General features: G+C 55.0%; 18 protein-coding genes. 7 read left to right on the forward strand and 11 right to left on the reverse strand.

What is annotated here, in order from left to right; genetic code table 11:
• Positions 1-2: 2 nt before the first annotated feature.
• The 7 genes from hyfE to AB182_RS06160 all read right to left on the reverse strand — a co-directional run bounded on the left by hyfE (position 3) and on the right by AB182_RS06160 (position 7,059).
• Entirely contained in the window at positions 3-653 is a 651-nt protein-coding gene (gene hyfE, locus AB182_RS06130) for a hydrogenase 4 membrane subunit (RefSeq protein ID WP_047369323.1), read from the reverse strand.
• Positions 654-665: 12 nt separating this feature from the next.
• Positions 666-2,105: a hydrogenase 4 subunit D gene (locus tag AB182_RS06135; RefSeq protein ID WP_047369324.1), complete on the reverse strand. Its 1,440-nt coding sequence runs from the start codon at positions 2,103-2,105 to the stop codon at positions 666-668.
• A 16-nt stretch (positions 2,106-2,121) separates the two neighbouring features.
• The gene (locus tag AB182_RS06140; RefSeq protein WP_047369325.1) at positions 2,122-3,069 is read right to left on the reverse strand and encodes a respiratory chain complex I subunit 1 family protein; all 948 of its coding nucleotides are present in this window, start codon (positions 3,067-3,069) and stop codon (positions 2,122-2,124) included.
• Between the two features lie 13 nt (positions 3,070-3,082).
• Positions 3,083-5,104 carry a hydrogenase 4 subunit B gene (hyfB, locus tag AB182_RS06145; RefSeq protein WP_047369326.1) on the reverse strand — a complete coding sequence of 674 codons (2,022 nt, stop codon included), beginning with the start codon at positions 5,102-5,104 and terminating at the stop codon, positions 3,083-3,085.
• Positions 5,104-5,724, reverse strand: a complete 621-nt coding sequence (locus AB182_RS06150; RefSeq protein WP_047369327.1) for a 4Fe-4S dicluster domain-containing protein — start codon at positions 5,722-5,724, stop codon at positions 5,104-5,106. Before AB182_RS06150 ends, hyfB begins: the two co-directional genes overlap by 1 nt.
• 292 nt (positions 5,725-6,016) lie before the next feature.
• Positions 6,017-6,487 carry a thioredoxin-dependent thiol peroxidase gene (gene bcp / locus AB182_RS06155; RefSeq protein WP_047369328.1) on the reverse strand — a complete coding sequence of 157 codons (471 nt, stop codon included), beginning with the start codon at positions 6,485-6,487 and terminating at the stop codon, positions 6,017-6,019.
• The gene (locus AB182_RS06160) at positions 6,487-7,059 is read right to left on the reverse strand and encodes a glycine cleavage system transcriptional repressor (protein ID WP_197687997.1); all 573 of its coding nucleotides are present in this window, start codon (positions 7,057-7,059) and stop codon (positions 6,487-6,489) included. The genes bcp and AB182_RS06160 overlap by 1 nt, the downstream gene beginning before the upstream one ends.
• 145 nt (positions 7,060-7,204) lie before the next feature.
• Between AB182_RS06160 and dapA the strand changes: the two genes are divergently transcribed.
• The 6 genes from dapA to ypfH all read left to right on the forward strand — a co-directional run bounded on the left by dapA (position 7,205) and on the right by ypfH (position 13,748).
• Positions 7,205-8,083 (forward strand): 4-hydroxy-tetrahydrodipicolinate synthase, encoded by an 879-nt coding sequence (dapA, locus tag AB182_RS06165; RefSeq protein WP_047369329.1) that lies wholly within the window; start codon positions 7,205-7,207, stop codon positions 8,081-8,083.
• A gap of 16 nt (positions 8,084-8,099) precedes the next feature.
• Positions 8,100-9,134 carry an outer membrane protein assembly factor BamC gene (gene bamC, locus AB182_RS06170; RefSeq protein ID WP_047369330.1) on the forward strand — a complete coding sequence of 345 codons (1,035 nt, stop codon included), beginning with the start codon at positions 8,100-8,102 and terminating at the stop codon, positions 9,132-9,134.
• A 108-nt stretch (positions 9,135-9,242) separates the two neighbouring features.
• Positions 9,243-9,956, forward strand: a complete 714-nt coding sequence (gene purC / locus AB182_RS06175) for a phosphoribosylaminoimidazolesuccinocarboxamide synthase (protein ID WP_047369331.1) — start codon at positions 9,243-9,245, stop codon at positions 9,954-9,956.
• Between the two features lie 123 nt (positions 9,957-10,079).
• On the forward strand, positions 10,080-10,943 hold the full coding sequence (gene ypfJ, locus AB182_RS06180; RefSeq protein ID WP_047369332.1) for a KPN_02809 family neutral zinc metallopeptidase: 864 nt from the start codon (positions 10,080-10,082) through the stop codon (positions 10,941-10,943).
• A gap of 22 nt (positions 10,944-10,965) precedes the next feature.
• Positions 10,966-12,975: a tRNA(Met) cytidine acetyltransferase TmcA gene (locus AB182_RS06185; RefSeq protein ID WP_047369333.1), complete on the forward strand. Its 2,010-nt coding sequence runs from the start codon at positions 10,966-10,968 to the stop codon at positions 12,973-12,975.
• A 77-nt stretch (positions 12,976-13,052) separates the two neighbouring features.
• A complete protein-coding gene (ypfH, locus tag AB182_RS06190; RefSeq protein ID WP_047369334.1) occupies positions 13,053-13,748 on the forward strand; it encodes an esterase in 696 nt (231 codons plus the stop codon).
• Positions 13,749-13,794: 46 nt separating this feature from the next.
• Here the strand turns inward: ypfH and AB182_RS06195 are convergent, their stop codons facing one another.
• From AB182_RS06195 to AB182_RS06205, 3 genes are read right to left on the reverse strand one after another with little or no spacing between them, the layout of a single operon-like run.
• Complete coding sequence (locus AB182_RS06195; RefSeq protein WP_047369335.1) at positions 13,795-13,992, reverse strand: YpfN family protein; 198 nt, start codon at positions 13,990-13,992, stop codon at positions 13,795-13,797.
• 13 nt (positions 13,993-14,005) lie between these two features.
• Entirely contained in the window at positions 14,006-15,133 is a 1,128-nt protein-coding gene (dapE, locus tag AB182_RS06200) for a succinyl-diaminopimelate desuccinylase (RefSeq protein ID WP_047369336.1), read from the reverse strand.
• Between the two features lie 3 nt (positions 15,134-15,136).
• Positions 15,137-15,493, reverse strand: coding sequence for an ArsC family reductase (locus tag AB182_RS06205; RefSeq protein ID WP_047369337.1), 357 nt, complete (start codon positions 15,491-15,493; stop codon positions 15,137-15,139).
• A gap of 506 nt (positions 15,494-15,999) precedes the next feature.
• On the opposite strand from AB182_RS06205, the gene ypfM reads away from it, so the two are divergent.
• A complete protein-coding gene (gene ypfM, locus AB182_RS31790; RefSeq protein ID WP_015572204.1) occupies positions 16,000-16,059 on the forward strand; it encodes a protein YpfM in 60 nt (19 codons plus the stop codon).
• A gap of 104 nt (positions 16,060-16,163) precedes the next feature.
• Here the strand turns inward: ypfM and acrD are convergent, their stop codons facing one another.
• Positions 16,164-19,277 (reverse strand): multidrug efflux RND transporter permease AcrD, encoded by a 3,114-nt coding sequence (gene acrD / locus AB182_RS06210; protein ID WP_047369338.1) that lies wholly within the window; start codon positions 19,275-19,277, stop codon positions 16,164-16,166.
• Positions 19,278-19,341 lie beyond the last annotated feature (64 nt).

The following is a 19,341-nucleotide window of genomic DNA, read 5'->3' on the forward strand; positions in this document are numbered from 1 at the left end:
TGTTATCCTTTCAGCGCCGTAAGGTTATTAACGTCCAGCGTGCCGTGGGTACGCCAGATTTTTCGCGCCAGTATTGTCATGACGATCACCGCGAAAATGGCATCGGTGGCGATACCGATTTCGACCAGCTCCGGCGCACGCCATGCCAGCAGCGCCAGCACCAGATGCGAGCCGTTCTCCATCAGGCAGTAGCCAAACACCTGACGCAGGATATTGCGCTGGCTGATGATGCACAGCAGCCCCAGCAGGAAATGACCGAGCGCCACCGCCAGCGCGGGCTTAAGTTGCGCGACCAGCGGCAACTGCACCGGACGCACCACAAACCAGCACAGCAACACGATGCCTGCGGCCATCAACACCAGTGCGGCAGGGCCAAACAGGCGTTCCCCCTGACCCTCTGGCGCCATTTTGCGAAATGCATAGCCCATAATCAGCGGCACCATCAGAACCTTGGTGAAGAAGGCGCTGATGGACCATATCCGCAGTTGTTCTGCATCCAGCAACTGCGCAAGGGTGAAAAATATCGACACCAGCACCAGTGATTGCAGGGCGTACAACCAACAGGAGACGGTGTAGCGTCTGGCGCAAGTGACCAATAACGAGGTGAACATCATCAGCCCCGCCAGATTGTTAACGATCAATGTTCCCGTCATCTTCGACTCCCTTTATCCAATCCACGCTGCGGCAATGACGCTTGAGCACAGCGACATCACCACCAGAATCACCAGCACCAGCTTCATGGCATAAGGCAGCGGTGCCGCCTGTGCTACCTCTTCGCTGGGTTCACCCGGCACGACGCGCCCGAACCAGTAGATAAACCAGCCGAAGCTGGCGACCGATTCCACCAGCGCCAGGATCATCACCGCGAGCAGAATGGGGTGCTGATCGGAGAGGGCGAACCCGGCGGCAAACAGGGGAAACTTGCTGAAAAAACCGTTGAACGGCGGGACACCGGTAATGGCGAGTGCTGCAACGCAAAAACCGATCCCGGCGATAGGCAGCGTGCGCATTACGCCGCGAAGGCGCGGCAGCATACGCGTACCGCAGCTGTAGCTGAGTGCCCCGGCCACCAGGAAGAACAGGCTCTTGGCGAAGGCATGGTTAAAGATGTAAACAATCCCCGCATTGAAGGCCATTTTCGAACCGAAAATCGACATCGACAGGGCAAGGAAAATCCACGCCAGCTGGGAAATCGTCGACCAGGCGAGCAGGCGCTTCATGTCTTTTTGCGGCAGGTACATCAGGAAGCCGTACACCAGGGTGATTGTCGCCATGGTGACGCCGACCCAGCCAATGACTTCCGGGATCTGCCCACCTTCGGAAATAGCGCGGGCAAAAATGTAAACACCCACTTTCACCATCGACGCGGCGTGCAGGTATGCGCTGACCGGCGTCGGCGCTTCCATCGCATCCGGCAGCCAGGCCTGCAATGGCAGTTGCGCTGATTTACCCCAGGCAGCGAACAAAATCCCACCGTAGACGATTAACGCGGCACTGCCGTTTAACTGGCTCATCGCGCTTAGCGCAAAGGTGCCGGTTTGCAGGAACAGCGTTGCCGCCGCCAGATACAATCCCAGCGAACCGACGTGGGTAATAAGCAGCGCTTTCATCGCCGAGCGCTGGGACTTTTCAGACTGGTAATAGCTGATGAGCGCCCAGGAGCAGCCACCGGTGATTTCAAAAAACAGCAACTGACCCAGCAGCGTGGACGAGAGCACCAGGCCGGACATTGCACCGATGAAAATCAGCAAGAACGCGTAGTAGCGGTTACTGCCGTCGTGCGGGTGCTCTTTATTCCCGCGGGTCAGATATCCCGTAGAGTAGAGCGCCACCAGCAGGCCGAGGAAGACCACCACAAACAGAATCAGGGTACTGATTTTGTCTACCGTCATGCCGAACAACGCTATCTGTCCGGCGCTAAGCAGCGGGATGTCGACGACCTCGCTACCCGCGGCATGAAAGCCCGCTGCCAGTGCGACCGTGGCGATAGTTGCCAGCAGGGCAAACAGCGTGGACAGCATGGGGGCGGTCTGTCTGGGGGCCAAAGAGACGACCAGCGCGCCGATAAACGGCAGGAGCAGGGTCGTCAGGGCAATTGTTTCCATAGTAATTCAGCGCTCCTTACAGACCGGTTAACCAAAGAACATATGACAGCGCGGCGAGACTAAAACCGAGCCAGGTAAGGTGGTGCGTCAGTAAAAACCGTCCGCGAGCGAGCGAGTTTTCCACCACCGACGCAATAACAAACACCACCAGTAATTTGACCAGCGTGATGACCAGCGAGAGCAGCAGAGCCCCGATAGTCAGTGAGCCGGCATTGCCGAACGGGAAGAAGAGCGCCAGGAACAGCGAGGCCATCACCACCTGTTTCAGGCCGATCCCCCATTTCACCAGCGCCAGTCCTGCTCCGGAGTATTCGGTCAACGGCCCTTCCTGTAGCTCTTGCTCCGCCTCTGCCACGTCGAAGGGGATTTTGCCCATCTCAATAAAACAGGCGAATCCGCAGGCGAGCATCGCCAGCAGCGTGGCAACAGGGGAGACCCAACCGGTCGCCAGCGTGGTGCTGATTGCGCCGATGTTGGTCGACCCTGCCAGCAGCGCCAGCACCAGCAGCGAGAGAATCAGCATCGGTTCCACCAGAATGCCGAGGGTCAGTTCGCGGCTGGCGCCAATACCGGAAAACGGACTGCCGGTATCAAGGCCGGAGAGGGCAAAGAAGAAGCGGAATAATGCGAACAGGTAAATCAGGGTGATCAAGTCGCCCGCACCGGCGAAAGGCGAGGTACGCACAAACAGCGGTAATGTCATTGCCACCACCAGCATGCTGCTCAGCAGCACCCAGGGCATGACGCGGAACATCATGCCGGATGAGGCCGGAGCCACCTCCTGGCGCTTAAGCAATTTTTGCAGATCGCGGTAGTCCTGTAAGATGCCAGGACCCTGGCGAGAGTGCATCCGTGCGCGAATCTGCCGGGAGATCCCGGTAAATAATGGCGTTAATGCCAGCAGAAACGCCGCCTGGCAGAGGGCAAACAGACCCAGTGACCAGTCAGGGGTTGGTTGTATCATCTTCTCTCCCTCCTTAGACGGCGATAGTCAGTAGCAGGATCACCAGCGCGGCGATCACATACAGACAATAGAGACGGAAATCGCCGCTTTGCAGATACTGCACCGCACGGGCAATGCGTTTGGTTATCCCGACCAGCGGCAGGATGATTTTGTCGTCCCAGAACGGCTCTGTGCGGGTCGCCGCAACAGTCACGCCGCCCAGGCTGCGCTGTAGCGGCTGTGCAGGATCGAGTTGTTTACGCATGCGATACAGTGGGCCAAATACCACCCGCAGGGGCTGTGTAAAGCTTCCGGCAGACGGTGCCATGCCTTTTTCCCAGGCATAGCCGCATGCCCACGCATCGCCGGTGCGGCGGAAGTTGCCGCGGGTGTGCCGGTTGATGTACCAGAACAGGCCCGGCAGCACGGGCATCGCGATAAGCAGCAGGAAGACCACTGAGGGTGTCAGCACTGCCTGCTGCGCATCCCCTGGCATCAGCGTTGCGCCTTGTGCCACGGCCAGCGTTTCCTGAGACGAAAGCGACTGGGCAATGTGCAGCAGATGTGGCGCAACGAGATTCGCCCCGATACCTGCCAGTACGCAGAAGAGCGCCAGCAGACCCATGGCAATCACCATCGGCCAGGGAACTTCCCGGGCATGGTCGGCTTTTTCGCTACGCGCGTTACCGCAGAAACTCACACCGTAGACTTTGACGAAGCACATCGCGGCCAGCGCGCCAGTGATAGCCAGCATAACGATGGCGATGGGGCCTGCCAGTCGGGGAATAATGGCATCCACGCGGGTGAGGGAGAACAGAGACTGGTAGGTATACCATTCACTGATAAAGCCATTGAGCGGTGGCATGGCGGAAATCGCCAGACAGCCAATCAGGAACGCACCAGCCGTCCACGGCATCCGTTTGTCCAGCGCGCCCATCTTTTCCATATCCCGTGTGTGCAGACGGAAGATAATCGCTCCGGCGCCCAGGAAGAGAAGCCCTTTAAACAGCGCGTGGTTGAGCAGATGGAACAAGGCGCCGAGCAGACCCACGGCGGCGATAACCGGATGATGGAGCGCAATGCCTGCCATACCGACACCCACCCCCATCAAAATGATGCCAATGTTTTCAACGGTGTGCCAGGCAAGCAGGCGTTTAATGTCATGCTCTGCCAGCGCATAGAGAACACCCAGCACCGACGAGACAGCACCAAAAGCCAGTACCACCACACCCCACCACAGCGGGGTACCGCTATGCCCGAGCAGGTCGATACCGACTTTGATAATCCCGAAGATGCCGATTTTGACCATCACGCCCGACATTAATGCCGACGCGTGTGACGGCGCTGCCGGGTGCGCGCGCGGCAACCAGCTATGCAATGGCAGCATCCCCGCTTTGGCGCCAAAACCGAAGAATGCCAGCAGGAAGACGGCGGAGGCAACGCCTGGTGACAGCGACAGTTCGCGGAAGCTGGCGAAATCCAGACTGCCGCTCTGACGCCACATCAGGAAGAAGGCAACCATGATCAGTACCGAACCGGCGTGGGCGATAAAAAAGTAGAGCAGGCCGGCGTGAATGGATTCGTCGTCCTGATCGGTGATGACCAAAAACCAGGAGGCCAGCGACATCATTTCAAACAGCACGATGAACCAGAATGCGTTGTCCATCACCACAAGGCCGACCATCGATGCGATGAACAGGTTCATAAAGAAGCCCATCGCGCCGACACCTTTGCCGACATACTCACGCACATAGGAGAGTGAGTAGAGGCCGCAGACGGTCACCAGCAGAGAAATCACCAGCACCATAAAGGCGGCGAGGCTGTCCATGCGTACGATAAAGTGGGCAAACGCGAAGGGGCCGATGGCCTGCCAGTGCAGCGTTTCCGTACCTGTTAACGCGGTGACGGCACTCGCCAGACCCAGTAACCCGCCGGCCATCGCCGACAGACCGGCGACCTTAATCGCCAGTTCCTCCTGACGGGCCAGTAACAGTGACGCGACGCCGCCAGCGACATATAACAAGATTGACCACATCAATAATTGCAGGGCATCCATTAGCGTTGCTCCGGCGTAGGTGAAGAAGAGTCGAAGGTCATGTCCGTCGTGTTGAGCGCGGCCAGCAGCCTGCGTGCTTTCAACTGTTTATTGATTGCGTCTTCCTGCACCAGATGCAGCGCCTGTGTCGGACAGGATCTGACGCAGGCGGGGCCTTCCGGCAGGAAGTGACAGAGGTCGCATTTGACGGCGATGGTCTGAACACCCGCGTTCCAGCGTAAAAACGGCTGCATGGTTTGCGGACTGGCAGGAACATCCCGGAGTTGTTCTTCCGGAACAAAGTTTTCGTAGCGTGCAGGCGTATTGACCGGGCGGCTGCCTGACGGGGTAATCGCACCGAACGGACAGACCAGACCACAGAGTTTGCAGCCGATACAGAGCGTTTCGTTGAGATAGACCGCGTCATCCTTAAAGGAAATCGCGTTCACCGGGCAAACCTGTTTGCAGGGGGCATCGTCACAGTGTCGGCACATGACCGGCGCAGTTTTGGTGTCCGTCTTAACCAGCGTTAATCGGGGGTGAGACTGCAACCCTTCAATCTTATGAACATCCGAACACGCGGCAAGGCAGGTATTGCATCCTATACACCACTCGGGATTTGCAATCACAAAGCGGTTCATGTCGGCTCCTTGAGAAGAAAGCGAGAAAATCGTTGAGCCTTCTTAAGCACAAGTCATGCCAAATGTTAAAGTGTATATTTATCAGATGGTTATTTTGATTTCAGGCGGGGAGCCAACAAAAGTGATGGTCAGGGCTGAACGAGAAGTAACCGTTGTCGGCACTAGTGTCGAGATGATTGATAAAGTGTGATCAGCTTCAAATAATTGGCCGGGAGAGAAAATGCGAAATGCAGGAAAAAAGGGCGGCCGTAGACGGAACGCCCGGAAGAGTGGTGACGCAATATGAGCCCGCTCAGGCGTTCTCTTTCAGCCAGTTGAGCACGATGTCGTGATGATTGCTGGTTTTGAAATCATCAAAAACATGCTCGACTTTGCCATCTGCGTCGACAAGGAAACTAATGCGGTGAATGCCGTCGTAGGTTTTGCCCATAAAGGACTTCTCACCCCAGACGCCAAATTGCTCGCAAATTTGGTGATCTTCATCGGACAGCAGCGTGAAGTTCAGCAGCTCTTTTTCGGCGAAACGGGAAAGTTTTTCCGGTTTGTCAGTGCTGATACCCAATACTTCTACGCCCGCTTTCTTCAAATCATCCATGTTATCGCGCAGGCCGCATGCCTGTACGGTACAGCCTGGCGTCATAGCTTTCGGGTAGAAATACACCAGAACACGCTGTCCCTGGAAGTCGGCCAAATTTACTTGTTCTCCGTCTTGATCCGGCAAGCTAAATTTCGGTGCGATATCACCGGCTTTCAGTGGATTCATTACTTAACTCCATCCTGTTCATCATGCTGTGAATAGTTGACCACGTTTATACTGCCTTGTGCATTCAATTCTGTACATAGGGCTTTGAATGCCTGGTCAATGTTTGATGCGTCCTGCGACGCAGGACTGTGAGCGGTTATCTGAATAAAAAGCTGCGCGGCCCTGGTGGCGTCGCCCGGTTGTGTGCGGGAGACCAGCTCAGCGATATTCATCTGAAAGGTGTCAAACAAGGCAGTAAAACGCTCAATCAGATGCGGAGAGTCAGGGACTTCAACCTGAACCCAGACAGTGGCAGGCATGGCAGGGCGGGGACGGGCGGCGGTACGCTTCATCACGATCAATAAATCCAGCTCCGCGCCTTTAAGCGGCAATGTTGATTCAATCAGCGTAATGGCATTCCATGAGCCGGAGAGTAGCATAATAAACGTGAACTCTTCTCCCAGCATGGCCAGACGACTGTCTTCAATATTGCAACCGCAACTGCTGACGTGGCGCGTGATGGTATTTACGATACCCGGCCTGTCGGCGCCCAGCGCAGTAATAACCAGAAAATGTTGTGATGAGGCAGTCAAACCTGTGCTTCCTGTCAAACCAGAGATAATCATAAGGAAAGCATAAAAAAAACCGGCATACAACCGCCGGAACGCCTCACGTCACTTGCTTTTATTACAGCACCACACGTACCATTGAGATTCTTGTTTGCACAGAGGATGGCCCATGTTCACGGGAAGTATAGTCGCGCTTGTTACGCCAATGGATGATAACGGTAAAGTCTGTCGGCCAAGCCTGAAAAAACTGATTGATTACCATGTCGCCAGTGGAACATCGGCGATTGTTTCTGTAGGAACGACCGGGGAATCCGCCACGCTCAGCCATGAAGAGCATGGGGATGTGGTGATGATGACGCTGGAACTGGCTGACGGGCGTATTCCTGTCATCGCAGGGACTGGCGCAAACGCCACCGCGGAGGCCATCAGCCTGACGCAACGTTTCAATAACAGCGGCGTTGTGGGCTGTCTGACAGTAACCCCTTATTACAACCGTCCGACACAGGAAGGCCTGTTCCAGCATTTCAAAGCCATCGCTGGACACACCGATCTGCCCCAGATTCTGTATAATGTGCCATCGCGCACCGGCTGCGATTTGCTGCCAGAAACCGTGGGTCGTCTGGCGGAAATCAAAAATATTATCGGTATTAAAGAAGCAACCGGGAACTTAAGTCGCGTTCATCAGATCAAAGAGCTGGTTTCAGATGACTTTCTGCTGCTCAGCGGCGACGATGCAACCGCGATGGACTTTATGCAACTCGGTGGTCACGGCGTTATTTCCGTTACCTCGAACGTGGCGGCACGTGACATGGCCGACATGTGCAAACTGGCAGCGGAAGGGCAGTTCGCCGAAGCGCGTGTAATCAACAAGCGCCTGATGCCGTTACATAACAAACTATTTGTCGAACCCAATCCTATCCCGGTGAAATGGGCATGTAAGGAGTTGGGGCTTGTGGCAACCGATACGCTGCGCCTGCCGATGACACCGATCACCGATCACGGTCGTGAAGTGGTTCGCTCTGCGCTTAAGCATGCCGGATTGCTGTAAAGTTTAGGGAGATTTGATGGCTTACTCAGTACAGAAGTCGCGCCTGGCGAAGGTGGCGGGAGTTTCATTTGTGATGTTACTCGCTGCCTGCAGTTCGGATTCACGCTACAAACGTCAGGTCAGCGGTGACGAGTCCTATCTGGATGCCGCGCCGCTTGCGGAACTTCATGCGCCTGCTGGCATGATCCTGCCGGTGCAGAATGGCGAATATAACATTCCTGCCACTAACGGCAGTGGTGCTGTGGGTAAAGAGCTGGATATTCGTCCGCCGGCGCAGCCGCTGGCACTGGTAACGGGTGCGCGCACTCAGTTTACTGGCGATACGGCAACCCTGATGGTTGAAAATGGCCGCAACACAAACCTGTGGCCTCAGGTTGTCAGCATTATCCAGGCGAAAAACTACGCCATCGCGAAGCGTGACGACGCCAGTCAGACATTAATGACCGACTGGGTTGACTGGAACCGCCTCGATGAAGATCAGCAGTATCGTGGGCGTTATCAAATCTCGGTGAAACCGCAGGGTTATCAGCAGGCGGTGACCGTTAAACTCGTCAATCTGGAGCAGGCGGGTAAGCCGGTCGCGGATAGCGCATCGTTACAGCGCTACAGTACGGAAATGCTGAACGTTATCTCCCAGAGTCTGGATAAAACATCCACTGACGCCCAGGCTGCCGCCGAAAACCGCAGCGTGAAGTCGCTTGATGTTCAGTCTGGCGCGGATGATACCGGTCTGCCGATGCTGGTGGTACGTGGCCCGTTCAACGTCGTATGGCAGCGTCTGCCGACAGTGCTGGAAAAAGTGGGCATGAAAGTGACCGACAGCACCCGTTCTACCGGTAGCGTTGCGGTAACCTATAAACCGCTATCCGATAGCGCATGGCGCGATCTGGGCGCGCGTGACCCGGGCCTGGCGTCTGGCGACTATAAACTGCAGGTAGGCGATTTAGATAACCGCAGTAGCCTCCAGTTTATCGACCCGAAAGGTCATACGTTAACGCAGTCGCAAAACGACGCACTGGTGTCAGCGTTCGAGGCCGCGTTTAACAAGTAAGAATAAGGGCCGGATATCTCCGGCCTTTTTTTATTTGGCTGACGCAAACGTGTGCGTCGGTGTAAAATAGCTTTTTTTAGTTAAATCATCACACCTGGAGTGACAAAGATGCAAAAGCAAGCTGAGTTGTATCGTGGCAAAGCGAAGACCGTATACAGCACGGAAAACCCGGACCTGTTGGTGCTCGAATTCCGCAATGATACGTCAGCAGGGGACGGCGCGCGTATTGAGCAGTTCGAGCGTAAAGGCATGGTTAACAACAAATTCAACCATTTCATTATGAGCAAACTGGCAGAAGCGGGTATCCCGACTCAGATGGAAGCGTTGTTATCCGATACCGAATGCCTGGTTAAAAAGCTGGACATGGTACCGGTAGAGTGTGTGGTGCGTAACCGTGCTGCGGGTTCACTGGTGAAACGTTTAGGGATTGAAGAGGGTATCGAGCTGAACCCGCCGTTGTTCGATCTGTTCCTGAAAAACGATGCCATGCATGACCCGATGGTGAACGAATCCTACTGTGAAACGTTTGGCTGGGTGAGCAAAGAGAACCTGGCGCGCATGAAAGAGCTGACTTACAAAGCGAACGATGTTCTGAAAAAACTGTTTGATGACGCAGGCCTGATCCTGGTCGACTTCAAACTGGAGTTTGGTCTGTTCAAAGGCGAAGTGGTTCTGGGCGATGAATTCTCTCCGGACGGTAGCCGTCTGTGGGATAAAGAAACGCTGGCAAAAATGGATAAAGACCGTTTCCGTCAGAGCCTCGGCGGTGTGATTGAAGCGTATGAAGCCGTTGCCCATCGTCTGGGCGTTAAGCTCGACTAAGCGATAATACGCTGTAAACCAGGGGATGCGCGCATCCTCTGGTTCCCTGCCTCTTTTTTCTTATGGTAATCCTCCCCGCAACCGCCTACGATCATTATTAATACGTTAGATAATGAGGTGGTTATGCGCTGGCAAGGGCGTCGTGAAAGCAACAATATTGAAGACCGACGTGATGAATCGGGCGGACCCGTTATCCAGGGGCCTGGTTTCCGCCTGCCGGGTGGCAAGGGTGGCATTATTCTGCTGGTGATTGTCATTTTCGCCAGTTACTACGGCGTGGATTTAACGGGCCTTATCACCGGGGAACCGGTGAATAACAGTTCTCAGCAGCGCACCATCACCCCGCAAGAAGATGAAGCGGCAAAATTCACCAGCGTTATCTTCGCGACGACCGAAGATACCTGGGGGCAGCTTTTCGAAAAGATGGGGCGCCATTATCAGCAACCCAAACTGGTCATGTACCGTAACCGAATTACAACAGGCTGCGGTACCGGGCAATCCGTTATGGGGCCGTTTTATTGTCCTGCCGACAGTAAAGTCTATATTGATCTCTCCTTTTATGACGACATGAAGCACAAGCTCGGGGCGAACGGTGATTTCGCCCAGGGGTATGTCATTGCTCATGAAGTCGGACATCACGTGCAAAAATTACTCGGTACCGAGGCTAAAGTACGCCAGCTCCAGCAAAACGCCACGCAAACCGAGGCCAATGCGCTGTCGGTACGTCTGGAATTGCAGGCTGATTGCTACGCCGGGGTCTGGGGACACAGCATGGAACAACAAGGCGTGTTAGATGCAGGCGATCTTGAAGAGGCGCTGAATGCTGCGACCGCAATGGGCGACGATCGTTTGCAGAAACGCAGCCAGGGGCTGGTTATCCCCGACACGTTCACCCATGGTACCTCCGAACAGCGCTATAACTGGTTTAAACGCGGTATGGACAGCGGCGAACCGGCTCAGTGTGATACGTTTAGCGGCACGCTGTGATGCCAGACGCCAGGATATGTGAATGTCATTAGCCGCATTATGCGCCCGGATGGCAGACGAAGGGATTCGCCGTTTGCTGGTTATCGCGGATGACGATGAGGCGTCTGCGCGACAGGCGAATGACCTTCGCTCCTCATTGCCCGGCGACTGGCTGTGGGTGGGGGAATCAACCGACTGGCCTCTCCACTGCGCGCCGCGCGCGCTCACCACGTTGCTTGGCCGCGAATTCACGCATGCCGTGCTGGACGCGCGTTACGGTTTTGATGTCGCCGCGCTGGCGGCGCTCAGCGGTACGCTGAAACCAGGCAGTTTTCTGGTCCTGCTGACGCCACCGCTTACCGAGTGGGCGCAACGGCCTGATAAGGACAGTTGTCGCTGGAGTGATACCGCCGAGCCGATTGCCACACCGCGCTTTGTCGAACACTTTTGTCGGGCGCTGCGACAAGACGAAAACGTCATTCTCTGGTCGCGCGCGTATCAATTCCCTCTTCCTGCATTTACTGCGCGCCCTGCCTGGCATGCAGCAACAGGCGCGCCCGAACGCGAACAGGCTGAGGTTCTGGCTGAACTCGCCGACATGCCGCCGGGCGTTATGGTGGTGACGGCACCGCGTGGGCGAGGCAAATCGGCGCTGGCGGGCATGCATATTGCGCGTCTGGCAACGACGGCCACGGTGACTGCGCCGGGGCGTGCCGCAACGGATGTGCTTGCCCACTATGCCGGGGAGATTAATTTCGTCGCTCCGGATGCGTTACGGGCGCGTGTTGCCCAGGGGGAACCGTTGTCGGACTGGCTTATCGTTGATGAGGCGGCGGCCATTCCGGGACCATTGCTGGCGACGCTCGTGTCGGCGTTTCGTTATGTCCTGCTAACCACCACGGTGCAGGGCTACGAAGGGACCGGGCAGGGCTTCTTACTGAAATTCTGTGCCGGTTTTCCTCATCTCATCCACCGCCAGTTGCATACGCCATTGCGCTGGGCGGAAGGCTGTCCGTTGGAAGCGTTTATCAGCACGGTGCTGTTGTTTGACGATGCGTCGGCGCTGGTGCAACCGGCGGGTGAGGCGACTATCCTGCCGCTCCAGGCATCGGCGTGGTCCACACAACCGGCGCTTCCCGCCGCGCTGTATCGGTTGCTTGCCAGCGCCCATTACCGCACCTCGCCGCTGGATTTGCGCCGGATGATGGACGCGCCAGGGCAATATTTCTGGCTGACGAAAACCCCTGATGCATTACTGGCAGCGCTCTGGCTGGTGGAAGAGGGGGGACTGTCCGCCGGACTCAGTCAGGCGGTCTGGGCGGGATTTCGTCGTCCTCGCGGTAATCTGGTGGCGCAGTCGCTGGCCGCCCACGGCGGCAGCCCGCTTGCGGCGACGTTGCGCGCTTTACGCGTCAGTCGCATTGCGGTCCATCCGTCACGTCAGCGGGAAGGGCTGGGACAGGCGTTAATTGCGCATGCGCGTAACCATATAGCGGGTTGCGATTATCTCTCGGTCAGTTTCGGCTATACGGCAGATCTGTGGCGCTTCTGGCAGCGATGCGGGTTCCATCTGGTCAGACTCGGTAGCCACCGGGAGGCGAGCAGTGGCTGCTATACCGCCATGGCGATACTGCCGCTGACGGCAGCAGGGCAGGCGCTGGCCGACAATGAGCAGCGCAGGCTGGCGCGAGATTTATCCTGGCTTGATGCATGGAAAGAGGAAACGTTGCCCCTGACTCTTAATCCAGAGACTACCCTTAATGATGATGACTGGCAGGAACTGGCCGGGTTTGCCTTTGCCCATCGCCCGCTTTCTTCGGCAGCAGGAGCGTTGCAAAGATTGTTGATGCAGGTTGATTTACCCCTCAGCGCATTACGGATGCAGCTTACCGGGAAGCATAGTGAGGCAGATATCTGTAGCGCGCTGGCGCTTTCCGGGCGTAAAGCGTTACTTGCAGCGCAGCGCCAGGAGGCCGCATCGGCATTGTCCTCACTCGACCCCGAACGCAGGATTTTACTGAAAGAGCAGGTGCGGCAACTGCAATTTTTTTAACTAACTCATTCAGTTAAATGGCATGGTGATTATTCCTCCCCGGCGTACACTGCAGGCAACGAATTAAGGAGACCGCCATGAAACATGACCATTTTGTTGTTCAACAACCGGAAAGCGCCGCGAAACAATTATTGCTGTTCTTTCATGGCGTTGGCGATAACCCGGCGAACATGGGGCAGATAGCGAGCTACTTCGCGCCGCTGTTTCCGGAGGCGTTGATTGTCAGCGTCGGGGGGATAGAACCCTGTGGGCCGACCGGACGTCAGTGGTTCTCCGTGCAGGGCGTTACCGAAGAAAATCGCCAGGCGCGTATTGATGCCATCATGCCGGTATTTATTGAAACGGTTCGCTACTGGCAACAGCAAAGCGGCGTTAATGCATTGGCCACGGCCCTGATTGGTTTCTCGCAAGGCTCCATCATGGCGCTGGAAGGTGTGAAAGCGCAGCCCGATTTGGCCTCCCGCGTGATCGCCTTTAATGGACGCTATGCCAGCCTGCCGCAAACGGCCTCGACGGCGTCGACTATCCACCTGATTCACGGTGGTGAAGATCGTGTCATTGATTTGGCGCATGCGGTTGCCGCTCAGGAAGCGTTGCTGCGTGCGGGCGGCGATGTGACGCTCGATATTGTGGAGGATTTGGGGCATGCGATAGACGATCGCAGTTTGCAGTTCGCCCTCGATCACCTGCGTTATACCGTACCGAAGCACTATTTTGATGAAGCGCTGAGTGGCGGGAAACCGGATGATGATGACATTATTGAATTGATCTAATTAAAACGTGCCCGGCGCGCACTGCGGCCGGGCAGATCGGGCGGGGTTACTTTTTCTGGTCTTTCTTCGGCCAGTCGTCCTCGTCATCCCACTTATCGTTAAAATCACGATGCGGTGGAAGGTCGGGTTTGTTGGCGAGAAATTTTTTGTGATCGACACGTTTGAGATCTTTGATCACATTCAGCAGTACGCCGAGTAAAAAAACCAGCACCAGAATCCACCAGTATTTCGCTAGCCAGTCCATGCGTTCCTCCCCGTCAGGCGATGAGTTGTTCCATAATGCGTTGATACATACGAGCGAGCAGCTGTAAATCGGCAGCGTTCACACATTCATTGATCTTATGAATAGTGGCGTTAACCGGCCCCAGTTCTACCACCTGCGCACCCATCCGCGCGATAAAGCGACCATCTGACGTCCCGCCAGTGGTTAACAGCTGCGGTTTAATCTCATTATAGTGCTCAACGGCGTTTACCACCGCATCCACCAGCTTGCCCCGACCGGTAAGGAAAGGCTGACCAGAAAGCCACCAGTCAATGGTGTAGCGTAACTGATGCTTCTCCAGCAGTGCGGCAACGCGTTCTTTGATCATCGCGTCGGTAAGCTCGGTGCTAAAGCGGAAATTAAACTGCAGGTAGAGATCGCCCGGAATCACGTTGTTACTGCCAGTGCCTGCCTGAATATTCGCGACCTGCATGCTGGTCGGCGGGAAATATTCATTACCCTGATCCCATTCGATCGCCACCAGTTCATTGAGCATTGGCGCTGCGCGGTGTACCGGGTTATCAGCCAGATGCGGATAGGCAACATGGCCCTGCACCCCGTGAATGGTTAAGTTACAGGTCAGCGAACCGCGGCGGCCATTTTTGACCACATCGCCCACCACTTCGGTACTGGAGGGTTCACCCACCAGACAGTAGTCCAGGCGTTCGTTGCGCGCCATTAAGGCTTCAACAACTTTTACCGTGCCGTTTGCCGCGCTGGCCTCTTCATCAGAGGTGATGAGAAACGCCAGACGGCCTTTGTGCTTTGGATGAGTCGCAACAAAACGTTCAGCGGCAACAACCATGGCTGCCAGCGAGCCTTTCATGTCGGCCGCGCCGCGACCAAACAGCATGCCATCGCGAATGGTCGGTTCAAACGGCGGGTTGATCCAGCGGTCCGCATCACCGGAAGGCACAACGTCAGTGTGTCCGGCAAAGGCCAGTGTTTCACCTTGTCCACGCCATGCCCAGAAATTCTGCGTGTCGCCAAAATCCATCGGCTCAATGGTAAAACCGATGGCGCGAAGACGTTCGATCATTAACGCCTGACACCCTGCATCATCGGGGCTCAGAGAAGGGCGACGAATAAGCTGTTGCGTCAGCTCAATAACCGGGCACGACATAAACTACACCTCGTTGATAAACGTCTCATAACTGGATTCATTGAAACCCAGCAGCATAGGCTTACCGGGCGCCCAGAGCAATGGGCGTTTGATAATTGCCGGCATTTCTAACATCAGCGCGGCTGCGGAATCCGCGTTTGTGATGGTTGCGCGAAGCGATTCATCCAGTTTACGCCAGGTGGTCCCCCGGGTATTCAGCAGTGCTTCCCATCCCAGTTCCGCGATAAATTGCTGCAACAAATCGGCGTCGAGGCCATCTGCGCGGTAGTCGTGAAAGCGATAATCGACCTGATGTGCTTCCAGCCAGCGGCGGGCTTTTTTGATGGTGTCGCAGTTTTTGATGCCGAACAGAGTGAGCATGGTGAATCCTTTTGTCTTATCTTTGGTTAATTGCCCAATAAATTAGAATAATATTGGGCGAAAAAACATATAATATCATTTCATTCGCAGGGTAATCATACTTCCGGTTATTAAATTCATCAGCCAGAGTTTGCCATCAGCAATATGTACTAGTTTGAAGAAATAGTAAGGGTGGTAATTAATAATGTAAAAATGGCCTCGACCGAAAGCCTGTCCCGGTGGTTAAATAAACAAAAAATTCACCTGGTGGCAAAAAAATCATCTAATTAGCTACTTCAAAGATACTTTCTGACTACAGCGTAATCACGCTGTGGCCCAGCATACATCAGGGTTAAGGTGAAATGTGTCCGAATATTGCTATCGCTCACATTAAATAGCCGAATACTGGCGCATAGTTATTTCGTCGATGCAAATACTATGAGAGGCCAATCAAAGTAATTGGTTTAAATATCTTCACAGCGATGTCGAGTTCTCGTAGAATACGCATAATAATAAGAGAGGTAGTTATGATTGAACGTGAACTGGGGAACTGGAAAGACTTTATCGAAGGCATGCTTCGTAAATAATTTCCAGAGGAATTATAAAAGCAGTGACTGCTTTAAACGATAAAAGTGTGAAATTAATCACGCAATAAAAGGCGACCTGAACAGGCCGCCTTTTTATTTGAGCATTATTCCTGACGTTCTTTCAGCGGGAAGCGCCGTCTGACCAGCACAAAGAACAGAGGAACAAAGAAGATCGCCAGTACGGTTGCTGAAATCATCCCACCCATTACCCCGGTGCCCACCGCATGTTGGCTACCGGAACCTGCGCCGGTACTGGTTGCCATCGGCAAAACGCCAAAGACGAAGGCCAGAGAGGTCATCAGAATAGGGCGCAGACGCTGACGGCAGGCATGCAGTGTGGCAGAAAGGAGGTCCTGACCTTTCTGGTTCATTTCGTTGGCGAACTCGACAATCAGGATGGCGTTCTTCGCCGATAGCCCGATAACCGTCAACAGACCCACCTGAAAATAGACATCATTTTCCAGCCCGCGCATCCAGGTGGCGAGCAGAGCGCCAATGACCCCGAGCGGTACGACCAGCATCACCGAGAAAGGCACTGACCAGCTTTCATACAGCGCGGCCAGACACAGGAACACCACCAGCAGCGAGATAGCATAAAGCGCCGGCGCCTGTGAGCCTGATAAGCGCTCCTGGTAGGACATCGCCGTCCACTCCAGACCGAAACCACCGGGAATCTGACTCACCAGTTTTTCCATGGTATCCATGGCCGTACCGGTACTGATGCCCGGTGCCGCTTCACCCACAATCTCGACGGCAGCATAGCCGTTGTAGCGTTCCAGACGCGGGGATCCGGTTTCCCAGTGGGATGAAGCAAAGGCTGAGAAAGGCACCATACCGCCGCTGTTGTTGCGTACATACCAGAGGTTAATGTCGCTCGGCAGCATGCGGTATTTTGCCGCTGACTGAACGTAGACTTTTTTCACGCGGCCGCGATCCATAAAGTCATTCACATAACTCGAACCCCAGGCGGTTTGCAGCGTGTCGTTGATATTATCAATTGAGACCCCCAGCGCCTGCGCTTTACGCTGATCGATATCAACCTGTAATTGCGGACTATCATCGAGGCCGTTGTGACGCACGCGAGTCAGCATCTTATTGCTGTCGGTCATTTGAATCAGTTTATCCCGCGCCGCCATCAACGCGTCGTGGCCAGCTCCGGCGTGATCCTGCAATTCCATATCGAATCCGGCAGAACTGCCCAGGCCACTGATTGCCGGAGGGCTACTGGCGATGACACGGGCCTCATTAATATGACGAAAGGCTTTGGTAGCGCGCTCAATAATGGCAAAGGAGTTTCCGGTTTTCGGATCGCGTTCGCCCCAGTCTTTCAAACGTACAAACATACGTGCGACGTTCTGTCCGTTCCCGCCAGGGCCTGAGCCGACGGTGGAGAACACGGACGCGACATTGTTTTTCTCGTTTTTGAAGAAGTAGTCTTCAACCTTTTGCACCACTTTCAGTGTCTGCTGCTGCGTTGCGCCGCTTGGCAGTTGTACGGATGCCAGAAACATCCCACGGTCTTCAAGCGGTAAAAAAGACGTTGGCAGGCGCAGGAATAAAAAGACCATCCCGCCCAGCAACAAAACGTAGAGCAGGATCCAGCGCAGGCTACGGTGGAGAATTTTCGCCACGCCGTTTTCGTAACGATCGGCGTTGCGGTTAAATATGCGGTTAAACGCGCCGAAGAAACCTTTTTCCCCGTGGTGCTCGCCTTTATGCAGCGGTTTAAGCAGCGTGGCGCAGAGAGCTGGCGTCAGGATCATCGCCACCAGCACCGACAGCACCATGGCTGAAACGATAGTGATGGAGAACTGACGATAAATCGCCCCGGTGGTCCCCCCGAAGAATGCCATGGGGACAAACACCGCCGAAAGCACCATCGCGATACCCACCAGCGCACCCTGGATTTGCCCCATCGATTTTCGGGTCGCTTCCTTGGGCGAAAGGCCCTCCTCGCTCATGATACGCTCGACGTTTTCCACCACCACAATCGCGTCATCCACCAACAGGCCGATGGCGAGAACCATCGCAAACATAGTGAGGGTGTTGATGCTATAGCCAAAGCCGTAGAGAACGGCGAAGGTCCCCATCAACACCACCGGGACGGCAATGGTAGGGATGAGCGTCGCGCGGAAATTCTGCAAAAACAGATACATCACGAGGAAGACCAGCGCGATAGCTTCGAGCAGCGTTTTCACCACGTCGATAATGGATTCTTTAACGAAAGAGGTTGTCTCGTAGGCGACCCGATATTCCAGACCATGCGGAAAATATTGTGACAGCTCATCCAGACGTTTAAGCACTAATTCCGAGGTCGCCATCTCATTCGCGCCGGAGGCCAGCTTAATGCCAAGTCCGGAGGCGGCGAGACCGTTAAAGCGGCTGAGGAAGTCATACTTCTCCGCGCCCAGCTCAACCTCTGCGACATCGCCAAGGTGCACTTCCGATCCATCCTGATTGACCCGCAACGTGATATTACGAAACTGCTGAGGTGTCTGGAGTAGCGATTGTGAGTTAATTGAGGCGTTCAGCGCCTGACGATCTACCGATGGCGATCCGCCAAGCTGACCAACAGCGATCTGGGCGTTCTGGGATTTAATCGCGCTGGTCACATCGTCGGTGGTCATCTGGTAGCTGTTAAGCTTCGCAGGGTCGAGCCAGATACGCATGGCGTACTGCGAACCGTAGGCGTCGATATCACCAACACCATTCACGCGACTTATAGGATCCTGAATGTTACTGGCGACATAGTCGGCGATATCTTGTTTATCCATCGAGCCGTCGGTGGAGACAAATGCCAGCGTCAGGATGTTAGTATCCCCGGTTTTTCGTACCGTCACCCCCTGGTTCTGCACTGCCTGGGGTAGCTTACGCAGGGCAGATTGTAGCTGGTTTTGTACCTGCTGGACGGCCTCATCGGGGTCTGTGCCGGCGGTGAAACTGAGCGTAATGGTGGCCTGCCCGGCGCTGCTGCTCTGTGACGACATGTACATCAGATTATCGAGGCCGGTCATGTTCTGCTCGATAACCTGCGTCACGGTGTTTTCCAGCGTCTGGGCTGACGCGCCAGGATAGTTTGCGGTAATACGGACATTGGGTGGGGCCAGATTAGGATATTGCTCTACGGGTAGAGAAATAATGGCAAGGGTTCCGGTCAAACAGATCAGGATCGCCAGTACCCACGCAAAAATGGGGCGATCAATAAAAAAATTCGCCATCAGAAACAAGACCTCGTTGTTTTGCTGCGCATTGTTATTTTGACATTGCTGGAATCAATGAGTG

This window comes from Phytobacter ursingii (assembly GCF_001022135.1).
Lineage (GTDB): Bacteria > Pseudomonadota > Gammaproteobacteria > Enterobacterales > Enterobacteriaceae > Phytobacter > Phytobacter ursingii.

Coding starts and splice junctions, on each gene's coding strand:
- hyfE (WP_047369323.1), bottom strand. CDS start 653: ATGACGGGAACATTGATCGTTAACAATCTGGCGGGGCTGATGATGTTC.
- AB182_RS06135 (WP_047369324.1), bottom strand. CDS start 2,105: ATGGAAACAATTGCCCTGACGACCCTGCTCCTGCCGTTTATCGGCGCG.
- AB182_RS06140 (WP_047369325.1), bottom strand. CDS start 3,069: ATGATACAACCAACCCCTGACTGGTCACTGGGTCTGTTTGCCCTCTGC.
- hyfB (WP_047369326.1), bottom strand. CDS start 5,104: ATGGATGCCCTGCAATTATTGATGTGGTCAATCTTGTTATATGTCGCT.
- AB182_RS06150 (WP_047369327.1), bottom strand. CDS start 5,724: ATGAACCGCTTTGTGATTGCAAATCCCGAGTGGTGTATAGGATGCAAT.
- bcp (WP_047369328.1), bottom strand. CDS start 6,487: ATGAATCCACTGAAAGCCGGTGATATCGCACCGAAATTTAGCTTGCCG.
- dapA (WP_047369329.1), top strand. CDS start 7,205: ATGTTCACGGGAAGTATAGTCGCGCTTGTTACGCCAATGGATGATAAC.
- bamC (WP_047369330.1), top strand. CDS start 8,100: ATGGCTTACTCAGTACAGAAGTCGCGCCTGGCGAAGGTGGCGGGAGTT.
- purC (WP_047369331.1), top strand. CDS start 9,243: ATGCAAAAGCAAGCTGAGTTGTATCGTGGCAAAGCGAAGACCGTATAC.
- ypfJ (WP_047369332.1), top strand. CDS start 10,080: ATGCGCTGGCAAGGGCGTCGTGAAAGCAACAATATTGAAGACCGACGT.
- AB182_RS06185 (WP_047369333.1), top strand. CDS start 10,966: ATGTCATTAGCCGCATTATGCGCCCGGATGGCAGACGAAGGGATTCGC.
- ypfH (WP_047369334.1), top strand. CDS start 13,053: ATGAAACATGACCATTTTGTTGTTCAACAACCGGAAAGCGCCGCGAAA.
- AB182_RS06195 (WP_047369335.1), bottom strand. CDS start 13,992: ATGGACTGGCTAGCGAAATACTGGTGGATTCTGGTGCTGGTTTTTTTA.
- dapE (WP_047369336.1), bottom strand. CDS start 15,133: ATGTCGTGCCCGGTTATTGAGCTGACGCAACAGCTTATTCGTCGCCCT.
- AB182_RS06205 (WP_047369337.1), bottom strand. CDS start 15,493: ATGCTCACTCTGTTCGGCATCAAAAACTGCGACACCATCAAAAAAGCC.
- acrD (WP_047369338.1), bottom strand. CDS start 19,277: ATGGCGAATTTTTTTATTGATCGCCCCATTTTTGCGTGGGTACTGGCG.